The organism is Burkholderia sp. Bp8992, assembly GCF_003853705.1.
GTDB lineage: Bacteria > Pseudomonadota > Gammaproteobacteria > Burkholderiales > Burkholderiaceae > Burkholderia.
The window spans coordinates 270,834-285,246 of the sequence record NZ_QTQI01000003.1; the positions used below are offsets into that span (position 1 = coordinate 270,834).

Annotated in this window: 12 protein-coding genes; 10 read left to right on the plus strand and 2 right to left on the minus strand. The window is 67.5% G+C overall.

Translation table 11 applies throughout. The annotated features are described in order from the left end of the window. Window positions 1-16: 16 nt before the first annotated feature. Window positions 17-1,549 carry an efflux transporter outer membrane subunit gene (locus DIE03_RS06285; protein ID WP_124448540.1) on the plus strand — a complete coding sequence of 511 codons (1,533 nt, stop codon included), beginning with the start codon at window positions 17-19 and terminating at the stop codon, window positions 1,547-1,549. Here DIE03_RS06285 and DIE03_RS06290 read toward each other — a convergent pair. Both DIE03_RS06290 and DIE03_RS06295 read right to left on the minus strand, forming a co-directional pair. Further along, window positions 1,530-3,011, minus strand: a complete 1,482-nt coding sequence (locus DIE03_RS06290) for a heavy metal sensor histidine kinase (RefSeq protein ID WP_124448542.1) — start codon at window positions 3,009-3,011, stop codon at window positions 1,530-1,532. The two genes, DIE03_RS06285 and DIE03_RS06290, sit on opposite strands and share 20 nt — an antisense overlap. Further along, complete coding sequence (locus tag DIE03_RS06295; RefSeq protein WP_124448544.1) at window positions 3,008-3,685, minus strand: heavy metal response regulator transcription factor; 678 nt, start codon at window positions 3,683-3,685, stop codon at window positions 3,008-3,010. Before DIE03_RS06295 ends, DIE03_RS06290 begins: the two co-directional genes overlap by 4 nt. Window positions 3,686-3,885: 200 nt before the next feature. Here DIE03_RS06295 and DIE03_RS06300 point away from each other — a divergent pair, with 200 nt between their 5' ends. From DIE03_RS06300 to DIE03_RS06340, 9 genes are all read left to right on the plus strand, one after another. Beyond that, on the plus strand, window positions 3,886-4,143 hold the full coding sequence (locus DIE03_RS06300) for a DUF4148 domain-containing protein (RefSeq protein WP_124448546.1): 258 nt from the start codon (window positions 3,886-3,888) through the stop codon (window positions 4,141-4,143). Between the two features lie 1,093 nt (window positions 4,144-5,236). Continuing rightward, window positions 5,237-5,506, plus strand: coding sequence for a hypothetical protein (locus tag DIE03_RS06305; protein ID WP_124448548.1), 270 nt, complete (start codon window positions 5,237-5,239; stop codon window positions 5,504-5,506). A gap of 72 nt (window positions 5,507-5,578) precedes the next feature. Next, window positions 5,579-6,904, plus strand: a complete 1,326-nt coding sequence (locus tag DIE03_RS06310; protein ID WP_124448550.1) for a 3-dehydroquinate synthase II — start codon at window positions 5,579-5,581, stop codon at window positions 6,902-6,904. A 9-nt stretch (window positions 6,905-6,913) separates the two neighbouring features. Beyond that, window positions 6,914-7,714, plus strand: coding sequence for a class I fructose-bisphosphate aldolase (locus DIE03_RS06315; protein ID WP_124448552.1), 801 nt, complete (start codon window positions 6,914-6,916; stop codon window positions 7,712-7,714). 55 nt (window positions 7,715-7,769) lie between these two features. Next, window positions 7,770-10,190 (plus strand): AMP-binding protein, encoded by a 2,421-nt coding sequence (locus DIE03_RS06320; RefSeq protein ID WP_185658113.1) that lies wholly within the window; start codon window positions 7,770-7,772, stop codon window positions 10,188-10,190. Between the two features lie 19 nt (window positions 10,191-10,209). Then, window positions 10,210-10,929, plus strand: coding sequence for a class I SAM-dependent methyltransferase (locus DIE03_RS06325; protein WP_185658114.1), 720 nt, complete (start codon window positions 10,210-10,212; stop codon window positions 10,927-10,929). A 13-nt stretch (window positions 10,930-10,942) separates the two neighbouring features. Continuing rightward, a complete protein-coding gene (locus tag DIE03_RS06330; RefSeq protein WP_124448558.1) occupies window positions 10,943-12,742 on the plus strand; it encodes an FAD-dependent monooxygenase in 1,800 nt (599 codons plus the stop codon). A gap of 31 nt (window positions 12,743-12,773) precedes the next feature. Further along, window positions 12,774-13,532 (plus strand): cupin domain-containing protein, encoded by a 759-nt coding sequence (locus DIE03_RS06335; protein WP_124448560.1) that lies wholly within the window; start codon window positions 12,774-12,776, stop codon window positions 13,530-13,532. A 68-nt stretch (window positions 13,533-13,600) separates the two neighbouring features. Then, entirely contained in the window at window positions 13,601-14,365 is a 765-nt protein-coding gene (locus DIE03_RS06340) for an SDR family oxidoreductase (RefSeq protein ID WP_311767296.1), read from the plus strand. Window positions 14,366-14,413 lie beyond the last annotated feature (48 nt).

A 14,413-nucleotide genomic window follows, 5' to 3' on the forward strand; every position in this document is an offset into this window, starting at 1 on the left:
TCACGAGATGCCTGCCATGCGCTTCCCCCGTCCGCTTCCGTTCGCCCGCCGCGTCGTCACGCTCGGCATCGCCGCCGCGCTGGCCGCGTGCTCGACGCTGCCCGCCTACTCGCCGCCCGCCGTCGCGGTGCCCGCGCACTATGCGGGCATACCGGCATCGGGCATACCGGCATCGGGCGTACCGGCAGCGGGCATACCGGTATCGGGTGCCCCCGCATCGCGCCCCGGCTGGAACGTTGCGGCGCCCGCCGATGCCGCATCGCGTGGCCCATGGTGGACCGTCTTCGGCGACGCCACGCTGAACGCGCTCGAAGCACGTGTCGACATCTCGAACCAGACCGTGAAGAAGGCCGTTGCCGATCTCCAGCAGGCGCGCGCGATGGTCGACTACCAGCATGCCGGGTTCCTGCCGACCGTCACGGCCGGCGTCGCGCAGAGCCGCTCGCGCGTGTCGCAGAACAAGCTCGGCTCGTCGCTCGCCGGCAAGACGACGCCCGACTACCAAGCGGGCGTGGCCGCCAGCTGGGAGCCCGACCTGTTCGGCCGCGTGCGCGATGCCGTGACGGGTGCGCAGGCGAACGCCGACGCGAGCGCGGCCGACCTGCAGGCCGTGAAGCTGTCGGTGACGGCCGAGCTCGCGACCGACTATTTCGCGCTGCGCTCGCTCGATACGCAGAAGCAGCTGCTCGACGACACCGTGCACGCGTACGCAGATGCATTGAAGCTGCTGAAACAGCAGCTCGCGGCCGGCGCGATCGACGCGTCGGCCGTCGCGCAGGCCGAGACGCAGCTCGATTCGACGCAGACGCAGGACACCGACATCGACGCGTCGCGCGCGCAGCTCCGGCATGCGCTCGCGACGCTCGTCGGCGAAAGCGCGTCGACCTTCACGCTGCCGCCGCGCGTGCAGGCGTTCGACGTGCCCGAGATCCCGGCCGGCGTGCCGTCGCAACTGCTCGAACGGCGGCCCGACATCGCGGCGGCCGAGCGCCGCGTCGCGGCCGCGAACGCGCAGATCGGCGAAGCGCGCGCCGCGTTCTTTCCCGATCTCGTGCTGTCGGCGAGCGCGGGGCTCGAAAGCTCGCTCTTCGCACCATGGCTCACCGCGCCGAGCCTGTTCTGGTCGATCGGCCCGCAACTGGTCGGCACGTTGTTCGACGGCGGCCGCCGCAGCGCATCGCTGCGTGGCGCACATGCGCAATACGACGGCGCGGTCGCCGACTACCGGCAAACGGTGCTGGTCGCGTTCCAGCAGGTCGAGGACCGGTTGTCGACGCTCGCTGCGCTCGCGTCGGAAGCCGGCAGCCAGCAGCGCGCCACCGATGCGGCCGACCTGTCGCTGCGGCTGACGACCAATCGCTTCAACGCAGGCGCGGTCAGCTACCTCGATGTCGTGACCGCGCAGACGATCGCGCTGACGAACCGGCGCCTCGCCGACCAGATCGCCGCCCGCCGGATGGAGGCGGCGGTCGGGTTGCTGACGGCGCTCGGCGGCGGCTGGGATCAATCCGCGCACGCGAACGCAACCGCTACACCGTCGGCGTCCTGATGAACGTGAGGATGAAGCGCGTACCGGCTGCGTCGCTTTCGACACGGGCGGTGCCGCCGTGGAGTTCCATGACCGAGCGCACGATCGCGAGGCCGAGCCCGGCCGTGCCGCCCGGCACGCCGCCGCTGCGCGCGGGATCGCCGCGGACGAAGCGGTCGAAGATCCGCGGCAGCAATGCAGGATCGATCGGCTCGCCCGGGTTCGCGACGACGACGCGCACCGCGTCCGCCGTTTCGTCGACTGTCAGGGCGATGACGCCGCCTGCCGGCGTGTAGCGCAGCGCGTTGGCGAGCAGGTTGCTGACCGCGCGGCGAAACAGTTCGAGGTCGGCGGTCAGCCGGCCATGCCCGTCCACCCGCAGCGTCGACCCGGCTTCGTCGGCCAGCCCTTCGAAATAGCCGGCGATGCGCTCCAGCTCGTCGTGCACGTCGAACGCGCGCTGCCGCGTGACGAAACCCGGGTGCTCGGCGCGCGCGAGAAACAGCACGTTCTCGATCATCCGCGCGAGACGGTCGTATTCCTCGAGATTCGATTCGAGCAGCGCCTGGTATTCGTCGACGGAGCGCGGCCGCGCGAGCGCCACCTCGGTCGCGCCGCGCATGTTGTTCAGCGGCGTGCGCAGGTCGTGCGCGAGATCCGCGCTGAATTGCGACAGGTGCCCGAACGCCTGCTGAAGGCGGCCGAGCATCGCGTTCTGCGCGTCGACGAGCGCCGTCAACTCGCGCGGCGCGCGCGACGCGTCGAGCCGCGTATCGAGCTTGTCGACCGTGATGCGGCCCGTGTTCGCGACGATCTCGCGCAGCGGCGCGAGCGACCGGCGGATCAGCCAATAGCTGAGCAGCATCGCGAACAGCGCACCGACGCCGCCGGCGATCTTCAGCCTGTCGCGGTAGCCGTCGAGCAAGGCGGTGCGATCGCTCATGTTGCGCGCGACCGCGATCCGGATCTTCGCGTGGTCGCGCAACTCGGCCTCGGCGACGACGCCGCGCACGGGCGTGCCGCCGTCGGCGGTCCACGTCGCGATCCGATCGGCCGTGATCCGTTCGCTCGCCGGCACGGCCATCGCGTGCGGCGGCAACAGGTCAGCATCCGGTAGCGCGGGCAGCGCGGGCGACGCCGTGGCCGATGCGACCTCCGGTGGATCCTCGACACCGGTCCGCTCGACGTTCTTGCGTGCGAGCACCTTGCCCTGCGCGTCGACGACGGCCATCGACAGTGCTTCGTTGCCGAGCACCTGGCTCGTCAGCCGGTCCGCGTGCGCGCGCACCGCGTCGAGCGAATCGAGTTCGCCCGCCAGCCGGCGCGTGTGCCGCGCGGCGAGCACGATGTCGAGGTCGTCCTGCGTGCTGACCTGCCGTTCGAGGCCGGTGTACACATACGTGCCGACGAGTGCAAAGGCGGCGAAAGTGGTCGCGCCGAACGCGAGCGCGAGCGTCGCGCCGAGCGAGCGGCCGAGCGTCATGCGCCGTCCTTCAATTCGAGCACGTAGCCGACGCCGCGCACCGTATGAATCAGCTTGACCGCGAAATCGTCGTCGATCTTCGCGCGCAGCCGCCGGATCGCGACTTCGACGACATTGGTATCGCTGTCGAAATTCATGTCCCACACGTACGACGCAATCTGCGTGCGGCTCAGCACCTCGCCCTGCCGGCGCGCGAGCAGCTGGAGCAGCGAGAATTCGCGCGGCGTCAGGTCGATCCGCACGGTGCCGCGCTTCACGCGGCGGCGCACGACGTCGATCTCCAGGTCGCCCACGACGACGCGCTCCGTCTCGCGCGGCGGCCCGCGGCGCGCGAGCGTGCGGATCCGCGCGAGCAGCTCGACGAACGCGAACGGCTTCACGAGGTAGTCGTCGGCGCCGAGTTCGAGCCCGTGCACGCGATCCTGCACGTCGTCGCGCGCGGTCAGGAACAGCACGGGCGTCTCATGCGTGTCGCGCAGCCGCTTCAGCACGCTCCAGCCGTCGAGCACGGGCAGCATCACGTCGAGCACGATCACGTCGTAACTTTCCTCCTGCGCGAGCGTCAGCCCTTCGCCGCCGTCCTTCGCGAGGTCGACGCTGAAGCCGGATTCCTCGAGCCCCTTCTTCAGGTACGCGCCCGTCTTCGGTTCGTCTTCAACTATCAGGATGTGCATGATCGGCTCCGCCGCATTCGGTGATGACATGCGCCGATGTTACCGGGAAACGGGCCGCGCCAACCGCCCCGCGCCCGCGCGAGGAGGCCTGATTACGAGACTGTAATCGGCCGGTCAGTGTGGTGACGGCTGCGGAAACCAGAATGGGACATGTGGGCCTACCCCACTTGCCCGTTCGTTCAACCATCCAGGAGTCCGCCATGAAACTCGTCGCCGCTTTCATCGTTGCCACCTTGAGCCTGCCGTTCGGCACGCAGGCCTTCGCCCAGTCCACGCAGGCGCCGATCACGCGCGCGGAAGTGCGCCAGCAACTGATCGACGCCGAAGCCGACGGCCTGCTGCCGTCGAACCGCAACGACTATCCGCCGTCGCACGCGGAGATCGCGCGCAACCGCCAGCTTTACGCGCTCCAGCATCCCGATGCGGCGCCGGTCGCAACGGCGTCGACCGAAAATTGACGCCAAGGCCGGCCCGCATGGCGCGATCGCCGGCGCTGCCCGCGCCGACGTCGCGCTTCAGCGACTATCCGTAAGCGGCTCGCTCAATACCCGCGAACGCTCGGCCGCTCGGCCGCCGCGGCATCGCTCGCCCGCGGCAACACGCCGTCCCGCGGCTGGCGATCGGCCGGCACCGCTTGCGCGACGTCGACATCCTCGCAATACACGCCGCCCATTCCGTCCAGCATCGGGCCGGTCGCGCCCCGCACCGTCGTGGTGCCCTTGTTCCGACGCCTTGAACAGTGCCTGCTGCTTGCCAGCCACACGCCCCATCGCGGCCAGCAAGATATGAGTGATACCGCAAACGAGCCAGCTGTCGAGTGACGTCCTGCCAGGGATGCTCTCTCGATTCGGTTAGGAATGCGTCATATCCGGGATGTTTGACCACACGTCGCCTGCCTCCTGCGTTCCGTTCCCACACCCCCGCGCATCGACGCTTTTGTCTTCGAGTTTCGCCGCAGGCCCGCCGCGGTCCGAGCATGGTTTGCGGCGCCCGAAACCGGCGATTTTCAAAGACAGATAATCCCGCCCTGCGTCAACACCATTCTTGCTCTTTTATTCGGATATTTTTTTTGCTTTGATATTCAACTACGAGGCAACTTGCCTTTACACTAGCGACGCGATGCCACCGAAGCTTAAGAAATGTAAATAATTTGCCGGATCAGATAACCTGAAAATGTCACCAACCGATGCGAATGGTGCATTTTTATTATGCAATGCCGCTGGAGCGCCTGATTAAAACCGGTTTCATGAATCAATCGGATTATCACGCGAATAGTAACTGGCAACAGTCATTGTTTCATTACGTGAAGCGATGTGTGCATGCAGGATTTGACGAATGACGATGACCTGCCGTGGAGAGCCGGCATGGTGAAACGAGAAAGGCAGGCCTGTCGGGGCGGTGCTGGTGCCGCGCCAGGACGGGAATTGCCGAGGAATTAATCACCGCAGATTCGTTTGCAGTCGAATCATCCGGTTCGCTTCGGATTGACGACTGCGAATGGACAATCTTCGGTCGCCGTATCGATCGAGTACGTTTTCTGGCGAGTCAATGATGAATGAATCACCGCAAATCCGCTGGGTGGTTGAATCTTTTGATTCGTCGAATATTCCGAATTACGGGTACGTATTTTTCAGCTGCTGTAAAAGTTACATCTGCTATCCAGGTGAACCGATTGGTTTTACTCCCGAACGCATGGCCGCGGCAATCACTGCGCTGCGTCATTTCCTGAAACAGGAGCCCCCGAAAGAAATACTGATTTCAGATATCAAGATTGACCGTGTATCACCGTCGGGGATGCGTCGCGAGCCGATTCGGGCTTGAGCGTCGACAGTCCGCTGCATGGCGCGTACAGGCGCGCCATGCCCTTTGTTTATCCACCTGAAGAGGATGTGCATGAGCAACGCGAGTGTGACAGCAAAGATCAAGGAAACGCCGGCGCCGAAGGAACCGGCGACGGCAACGCCGGTCCCGTTCGAGAGCCAGGAGACGGTCGCCAGGCGGACGTCGGTAAAGCTGACCAACGTGTCGGCGAGCGCCCAGTCGAAGCGCACGGCGCTGGACGGGCAACTGGTGTGGTACGACACGGCGCAACTGGCCAGGCCGCATCCGGACGACAGCATGTTCGTGCGGGTCGTCAATTCGCTGTACAGCGGTGTGGTGGTCTACCCGGACAACGCGGCCAACCTGCTGCCGGCGATTCCGGACCGGATGCAGGTCGTGCTGCGCCTGGGCAATGCCGCCGATGTCAAGGCGTTCCGCGAAGGGCCGCTGTACGCCGAGTTCAAGGGTGACGGCAAGCGCCGGCGCACCGTCGCGTGCCGGGATCTCGCTGCGCTGCGGCAGCTCGGCTCGGAGGGCATCACGACCTGCTACACGAGCTACGTGGACGATCGCGAGAGCCTGCTCGGCGCCATCAACGACGGGCTCGCGTTCGACTATCTGTGGATCCGCTTCCGCGACCCGACCAACATTCCGCTGGAGCTGGTGATCGCGTCGCTGCAGTCGACGGGCACGATCCTGATGAAGGAGATCAACGAGCCGACCAACGTCGACGACGCGATCGTGTCGTACGGCGTGATGGAGTACGGCGCGGAAGGCGTGATCTTCTCGCCGCGCGACCATGGGGTGATGTCGTCGTTCCTCGACCAGATGTCGGACGCGGAACACGAGAACCTGCAGATCCAGACCGGCACGGTGATCGAGAGCCGCCCGGTGGGCATGGGCTACCGCGCCTGCATCGACACGTCGACGCTGTTCGCGCCGGACGAAGGGATGCTGATCGGCAGCACGTCGCAGGGCGGCCTGCTGGCCTGCCCGGAAGTGTTCTTCCTGCCGTACATGGAGCTGCGCCCGTTCCGCGTCAACGCCGGCGCCGTGCACTCCTATGTCTTCAATACCGGCAACCGCACCGACTACATGAGCGAGCTCAAGGCCGGCTCGCCGGTGATGATCGTAAACGCGAAAGGCCGCGTGCGGCGCGCGGCGGTGGGCCGGATGAAGATCGAGCAGCGTCCGCTGCGACTGATCGAGGTGGAGTTCCCCGGCAAGGAGCGCGTCAACATCCTGATGCAGGACGACTGGCACGTGCGCGTGTTCTCCGACGCAGCCAAGCCGCTCAACATCTCCGAGCTGAAGCCGGGCGACAAGGTACTGGGCTACGTGACGGAGCCGGGGCGTCACGTGGGCATCAAGATCAACGAGACGATCATCGAAAAGTAGGAGACGTCGATGGGCTACGTCGGTAGAAAACTGAGAGAGCGCCGGATCCTGTTCCCGGATTCGCAGCGCGGGCTGATCGTGCCGGTCGATCACGGGCTGACGCTCGGCCCGATCGCCGGCATCCAGGCAACGGAGGCACTGGAAAGCTGGGTCGGAAGTGCCGACCTCAGCGCGGTGCTCGGTCACAAGGGGCTGATCGAGCGCCTGATCGTACGGCAGTGCCTGCACCCTGCGACGGGCGTGATCGTGCACCTGAACGGCATGGCGAGCCTGTCGCCCGATGCGGACACCAAGGTCATGGTGGCCGACATCGATACGGCGTTGCGGCTCGGCGCGGATGCGGTGTCGATCCAGGTGAACTTCACGACCGGCAATTTCGCGCACAACTTCGCGATGCTCGGCGCGGTGACGGACGCCGCGCACGCCGCCGGGCTGCCGCTGCTGACGATGCTGTACGACAAGGTGCAGACGCCCAACGCCGCGGAGCGCCTGGCACGCCTGCACCATCTCGTGCGAGTGGTGACCGAGCTGGGTTCGGACGCCGTGAAGCTCGCGTACGCGTCGGTGGACGAAGTCGAGCAGCTGGCTTCCGCTCATGGACGCGACATCCGGATCTTCTTCGCCGGCGGCGAAAAGGCGGACGAAGAGGTCCTGGTGGCGATGTCGCAGGCTGCGATCCGGCATGGCGCGACCGGACTCTGCGTGGGCCGCAACGTGTTCCAGCACGCGCGGCCGCGGGCCCTGCTCCGAAGGCTGGCGGACAGCGTGAAAGGCCGGACCGAGCAGCTGGTCGAACTCGACCTCGTGTGATGCCGTTCGCCGCGCCATGGGGGCGCGGCCGTGGAGAACCCATTCGATGAATGCAATGAACCATCAACCGGTGGCGGGACACGTCTTGCCCGGACACATGCAGTTGTCGCAGCTCTGGTCGGACATGTTTCCGGCCGGGCTGCTCGAGGAACTGAACGCGAACCCGTTTCTCGCGGCCTGTCGCGACGGCACGGTCAGCGATGCGCAGCTGCGCGGCTTTCTTATTCAGCACCAATATTATTCGCAGTACTTCACACGTTACCTGTGCTCGATGATGGGCGGCCTGGCCGAGCCGGGAGAATTCAAGGCGCTGTCGCACAACCTGACCGAGGAGCTGCACGGCGACGGAACGGATCAGGTCTCGCACGCGGAACTGTATCTGCAGTCGATGGAGGCGATGTCGGCGTTGCCGCGCAGCCTGCCGATGCTGTCGAGCACGCGCGCGCTGATCGACGTCATGTTCCATTACTGCCGCGGCGCCGATCCGCTGGACGGCCTGGCTGCGCTGTGCCTCGGCGCGGAGGCGATCGTGCCGATCGTCTACGGTCCGATCCTGGCCGCCATGCGCCATCGCAATGCGCCGGAGCAGGCCACGCGGTTCTTCAAGATCCATGTCGAGGAAGACGAGCAGCATGCGATCGTGATGCGCGAGATCATCGACCGGATGCTGGCCGAGAAGCCGTACCGGCGGGCGCGCGTGATCGCGGTCGGCGAGGAGATGGTGCGGCGCCGGATGGCGATGCTGAGCGACCTGCTCGCGTATCCGGGCAACGACGCGCCGGAGGCGGAGGCGCGACTGCCGGAAGCCGGGCTGGCTGCACTGCGTGCGGACGCCTCGCTCGGCAGCGGCAATTTCATCGATCTGTGCCTCGCGCTGAACCCGGCGAAGGACGTCGAATTCCTGCAGCTGGACAAGCCGGTGACCGGCGTCGATGGCGCGCCGGTGCGGGCCTTCAGTCTCGCGACCCTGCAGCAGTATCGCGCGGCGCTGGCGGACTGGTACCTGGGCCAGGGCGTGGGCCGCGGCGATGTGGTGGCCGTGTGCGTGGAAGACGGCATCGCGCCGTTTCTCCATTACCTGGCGCTGACGAGCCTCGGCGCCGCGATCGCGCTGATCAACCCCGCGATGCCGGCCGAAGTCGGCGCGGCGTACATGAGCGAGAACGGATTCGACCGGCTGGTGGCGGATACGCATACGCTGGCGGCGAGCGCGTTCGTGCGGCACTGGGGCGCGTCGCATCCCGACCGGCTGGTGGACGTGTCGCGCGCGGTGCTGCGGCCTGACGCGCGCATGCCGGCCGGATGGCCGGTGGCGCCGGAGGATTCGACGCTGGTGATGCTGAGCCATACGTCGGGCACGACCGGGATCCCGAAAGCGGTGCGCTTCGAGCACCGGCAGTTCTTCATGGGCAAGCGCGCCCGCATCGGGCGCTTTGCCGAGGGCCCGGACGAACGCCTGCTGACGGCGCTGCCCCAGTCGCATTCGGCGGCGATCAGCCATCTCGAAACCGCGGTGCTGCACGCCATTCCGACCTATGTGATGGGCACGCAGGAAGGCGACGCGGTGCGCGCGGCGATCCGCGCGTTTCGCCCGACCACGGTCGTCGCGTTCCCGAAGAGCTACATGCAATTGGTCGAGGGCGGTGTCGGCGAGCGCGAATTCGATTCGGTGCGGCGCTGGTTCAGCATGGGCGACGCGGCGCACCAGAGCCATACGCGCCGGCTGCTGGCCGGTGCGCCGGAATCGCGCTTCATCGACGCGTTCGGCAGTTCCGAACTGGGCATGGCGCTGTTCCGCTGCGAATCGACCGCGGCCGAGCTGGCACCGCAGCGCGCGATCGGCCGGCCGGTGGACATCGCTGTCGCGAAGATCCTCGATCCGGTGACGGGCCACGAAGTCGCGCCGGGGCAACGCGGCCTGCTCGCGGTGCGCGCGCCGACGATCACGTCCGGGTACTGGCAGCAGCCGGCACGCACGGCCGGCGCATGGCAAGGCGGCTATTTCCTGACGGGCGACGTCGCGTACTGCGAGGACGGCATCTTCTATCAGATCGACCGTGAAGTCGACGTGGTCGAAACGCCCGCGGGCCGGCTCTACACGCTGCAGCTTGAGGAAGTGGCCCAGCAGGTGCCGGGCGTGTGCGACGTGGCCGTGGTCGGCGTGGACGGCGACACGGCCGACGATCCGGCGCTGCTGGCGCTGGTGCTGCCCGACCGGCACGTCGCCGATCCGGCGGCCGTCGCGGAAGGCGTGCTCGAGGCGCTGCTCGCCGAATGCGGGGCCGTGCTGCCGGAGCGCGGCGTGGCCGTGGCGATCGTGCGCAGCCTGGCGTTCCTGCCGGTGGGCGCGACCGGCAAGGTGCTGAAGCGACTGTTGCGCGATTCGGCGGGGGCGTTGCTGCGTCGTGCAGCCGACGATGCTTCCGGCACGCGCGACGTCCTGTATGTGGCGCGCGGATCTGCCGCGCGCGTTTGAACCGGAGACAACGCGAGTCATGAACGAACAAGACTATCAATCCGACGCGTTCGCATCGGTGCGGCGCAGGCTGGCCGCCGCCGAGGCGGACGGCATCGTCCGCTACGAATGCGAAGGCCGCAGCTTCGACGTGCATGCGGGGGTGTTTCCGCCGACGCATTTCCAGTCGACCGGCATCTTCACCCGGCACCTGCCGTACCGCCGCGGCGGCAGTTTCCTCGAGATCGGGTGCGGCGCGGGCGTGACGGCAGTGACGGCCGCCCTCGCCGGCTGCGCGCGGGTCGTCGCGGCAGACATCAGCGAGGCGGCCGTGCTCAACACGCGGGCCAACGTGCTGCTGCACGGCGTGGCGGAGCAAGTGTCGACGCGGCACGGCGACCTGTTCGACGTCCTGCAGCCCGGCGAGCGATTCGACCAGATCTTCTGGAATTCGAACTTCGTCTTCGTTCCGGAGGACTACGTGTTCGAGCAGCCGATCCTGCAGGCGTTCTGCGACGCGGGCTACCTCGCGCACCGCCGGTTCCTGCGCGAAGCGACGCGGCACCTGATGCCCGGCGGCGAACTGCTGATCGGCTTCAGCAGTCTCGGCGACGAACGGGCGCTGACGGAAATGCTCGCCGAACACGACTACTCGTCGACGATCGTGGCGTCCGCCTTTGGCGAGGGCGCCGGCGCGCACCGCTACGACATCCTGCGGCTGTGGCCAGGCCGGCAGGTGTCCGCGGCCGGCGCGGCGTGACGCCGGAGCCGGCATGTCGAACGTAGCCTCCGATGCTGGCCGCCGGTCCGGCACGACACACGAGCGGCCGGTGGCCATCGTGGGCGGTGGCCCGGTGGGGCTGCTGCTCGCGCTGTTCCTCGATCGTCACGGCGTTGCGTCGATCGTGTTCAACCGCGAGCCGGACAGCCGCTGGCATCCGAAAGGCAGCACGCACAACGCCCGAACGATGGAGCACTACCGCCGCCTGGGCATCTCGGATGCGGTGCGCGCGCAGGGTTTGCCGTCCAATCATCCGCGCGACATCGCGTATTTCACGCGGCTCGCCGACTGGGAGCTGGCGCGGCTCGCCATGGGTTCCGAGTACCAGCGGATGCGGGCGGCACGCGCCGCCGACGATATCGATCAGGTGCCCGAACCGCTGCTGCGCACGAACCAGATGTATGTGGAGCGGTTCCTGCTCGCCCACGCGCGCACCCGGCCCAACATCGATGTGCGGTTCGGCTGGTGCGTGACCGGGTTCGAACAGGATGAAACAGGCGTCACGCTCGACGCCCAGTCCGTGGACAAGCCCGCGACGGCCGAGCGGTGGCGGGCCGCGTACCTGGTCGGCTGCGACGGCGGGCAGAGCTTCGTGCGGCGTACGCTCGGCATCCGCTATCTCGGCCCGGGCGGCGCGAGCGACGGCTTCCTCAGCGGCCGGATGATCTCGAGCCACGTGCGGATTCCCGCGCTGCACGGCGAGTTGCTGAAGGGGCGCGAGTCGTGGATGTACAACGTGATGGCGCCCGGCTCGCGGATGCTGCTGATCAGCCTCGACGGCGCGGACGAGTTCCTGCTGATGTCGAAAGCGGACGACGGGGAGGCGCTGCCGGACGACGCGACGGTGATCGGCCGGATCCGCGAAGGCGTGGGTCGGCCGGTCGACGTGGACGTGCTCGCCCATGCGTCGTGGCAAGGCGGCGTCGCGCTGGTGGCCGAGCGCTATTCGGCCGGCCGCGTGTTCCTGTGCGGCGACGCCATTCACCTGTTCTCGCCGACCGGCGGCTTCGGCATGAACACCGGCATCGACGATGCGGCGAACCTCGCGTGGAAGCTGGCCGGCGCGGTGCAGGGCTGGGCCGGCACTTCATTGCTCGCGAGCTATGAAGCGGAGCGCCGGCCGATCGCGCTGCGCAACACGGCGGCCGCGCGCCGCCTGACGCAGCGCGTGGGCGAGGTGCAGGTGCCGATGGACGTCGAGATGCCGGGCGCGCACGGCGACGCGGCGCGCGCGCGGCTCGGCGACGCGCTGCAGGCATTTCGCGCGCAGTTCGACGCGATCGGCGTGGAGCTGGGCGCACGCTACGACGGCTCGTCGATCGTCTGGCCGGACGGCACGGCGCCGGAGGACGACCCGCTGATCTACCGGCCGAGCAGCGTGCCGGGCGGCCGCTTGCCGCATCTGTGGCTGACCGGTGCCGACGGCGTGCGCCGGTCGGTCTTCGACCGGCTGGGCGTCGGGTTCACGTTGTTGCAGGTGCGGAGCGCGGCCGAGCCGCCCTTCCCCGGCGACGATGCCGAGCGGCTCGCCGAGGCAGCACGCGTGCGGGCCATTCCGCTGTCGATCGTCGAGATCGAGTCGGACGCGGCACCGGCATTGTACGAGCGGCGCCTGGTGCTGGTCCGGCCCGACCAGCATGTCGCGTGGCGCGGCGATGTCGTACCGCGTGACGCGGGCGCGCTGCTCGACCGCGTGACCGGGCGCACGACGGATTCACCGGCCGGCAACCTGCAGCGGGCACCGGGCGCGGATCACGCGACCCGCCATCCGGTAGCCGATGCAGCGCGCTGATTCAACACGGCAGTTCAACTGAGGAGCGACCATGAGTGACATGCTGGAGGAAACGCAAACGTCGACCGAGCCGGCCGATCACGCCGGCTTGCCGCAGCACCGGGCGGAGCACGACGTCGAATCGGACTGGGCGGACGACGCACAGGACAACGCGGCCGCGTTCGCGCTGGTCGACGACGACCCCGAGCCGCTGGTCGTCAACGGCGAGCCGGAAGGCGCGTCGATCAAGTTCGTCCGCACCGGCGCAACCACGGGCCAGCGGTATCTGATGGCGAAGGTCGAGATTCCGCCGGGATCGGGGCCGCCGCTGCACCTGCATACGCTGACCGACGAGTGGTTCTACGCGCCGGAAGGCGGCATCGTGATGCTGATGGGCACGAAGAAATACCGGGACCTGGATCAACCGCCCGACGTCTCCGGGCGCGACACGATCCGGATGATTCCGATGAAGAAGGGCAGCCTCGTGTTCGGTCCGCGCAATCACATCCACGGCTTCCTGAACGTGACGGACAAGACCGTCGTCGTGCAGCTGGTGTGGACGCCCGACGTACCGGGCGAATCGCTGCTCGATTACTTCACGTCGATCGCGAAGCCGATCCTGCCCGGCGTGAAGGGTGCACTGAACAATCCGATCGTGCAGCTGAAGGCCGTGAGCGAAGCGCGCGAGTACGGAATGATGTTCAGCACCGATTTCTGGAGCTACGCCGAGAAAGTCGAGGAAGGTGCCGCTCCATTCGGCAAGAACCTGCCGGGCCTGATCAAGCTGTTCAAATCGGCCGAAGGTTCGTAAGTGGAAAGTGCCGCGCCGGGCTTCCCGGCACGGCTTGTCAATTCGTCATGCTTATCAAGGTAAAGAACATGAATCTTCTCGCTGACAAGACCGCCATCGTGACCGGCGCCAGCTCGGGTATCGGCCGCGAGGCCGCGAAGCTGTTTGCGAAGGAAGGCGCGAGCGTCGTCCTGGTGGCGCGCCGTGCGGCACAGCTCAATGCACTGGTCGACGAAATCGCGAGCTTCGGCGGCAAGGCGGTCGCGCTGGCCGGCGACGTGAAGGACGAGCGCTGCGCGAAGGAAGCGGTCGAGCTGGCCGTCGGCCGGTTCGGCGGGCTCGACGTGGCGTTCAACAACGCGGCGACGATGGGCGCGCTCGGCAGCGTCACCGACATCACGCCGGAAGGCTGGCGCGACACGCTCGAAACCAACCTGACGAGCGCATTCCTCGGCGCGAAATATCAGCTTCCCGCCATGCTCGCGCGCAAGCGCGGCTCGCTGATCTTCACGTCGTCGTTCGTCGGTCACACGGTCGGCTTTCCGGGGATGGCCGCGTATGCCGCCAGCAAGGCCGGGCTCGTCGGCCTGGCCAAGACGCTCGCCGCCGAATACGGCCCGTCGGGCGTGCGCGTCAACGTGCTGATGCCGGGCGGGACCGACACCGAGATGGGCCGCGAAGCGGCCAGCACGCCGGAGCAGAAGGCGTTCGTCGAGAGCATTCACGCGCTGAAGCGGATGGCCCATCCGGAAGAGATCGCGAAGTCGGCGCTGTATCTCGCGTCCGACCTGTCCAGCTTTGTCACGGGCACGACGTTGCTCGTCGAAGGCGGCGTGTCGATCACGCGCACCTGAGCGTTCGCTCACCGGGCGGCGCGCCCGCGCCGCCCGCTCCTTCCACTC

Excerpts from the sequence above, each read along its gene's own strand:
- DIE03_RS06310 (WP_124448550.1), top strand. The coding sequence starts at position 5,579 with ATGAGCAACGCGAGTGTGACAGCAAAGATCAAGGAAACGCCGGCGCCG.
- DIE03_RS06285 (WP_124448540.1), top strand. The coding sequence starts at position 17 with ATGCGCTTCCCCCGTCCGCTTCCGTTCGCCCGCCGCGTCGTCACGCTC.
- DIE03_RS06315 (WP_124448552.1), top strand. The coding sequence starts at position 6,914 with ATGGGCTACGTCGGTAGAAAACTGAGAGAGCGCCGGATCCTGTTCCCG.
- DIE03_RS06305 (WP_124448548.1), top strand. The coding sequence starts at position 5,237 with ATGAATGAATCACCGCAAATCCGCTGGGTGGTTGAATCTTTTGATTCG.
- DIE03_RS06300 (WP_124448546.1), top strand. The coding sequence starts at position 3,886 with ATGAAACTCGTCGCCGCTTTCATCGTTGCCACCTTGAGCCTGCCGTTC.
- DIE03_RS06290 (WP_124448542.1), bottom strand. The coding sequence starts at position 3,011 with ATGACGCTCGGCCGCTCGCTCGGCGCGACGCTCGCGCTCGCGTTCGGC.
- DIE03_RS06325 (WP_185658114.1), top strand. The coding sequence starts at position 10,210 with ATGAACGAACAAGACTATCAATCCGACGCGTTCGCATCGGTGCGGCGC.
- DIE03_RS06295 (WP_124448544.1), bottom strand. The coding sequence starts at position 3,685 with ATGCACATCCTGATAGTTGAAGACGAACCGAAGACGGGCGCGTACCTG.
- DIE03_RS06320 (WP_185658113.1), top strand. The coding sequence starts at position 7,770 with ATGAACCATCAACCGGTGGCGGGACACGTCTTGCCCGGACACATGCAG.
- DIE03_RS06335 (WP_124448560.1), top strand. The coding sequence starts at position 12,774 with ATGAGTGACATGCTGGAGGAAACGCAAACGTCGACCGAGCCGGCCGAT.
- DIE03_RS06330 (WP_124448558.1), top strand. The coding sequence starts at position 10,943 with ATGTCGAACGTAGCCTCCGATGCTGGCCGCCGGTCCGGCACGACACAC.
- DIE03_RS06340 (WP_311767296.1), top strand. The coding sequence starts at position 13,601 with ATGAATCTTCTCGCTGACAAGACCGCCATCGTGACCGGCGCCAGCTCG.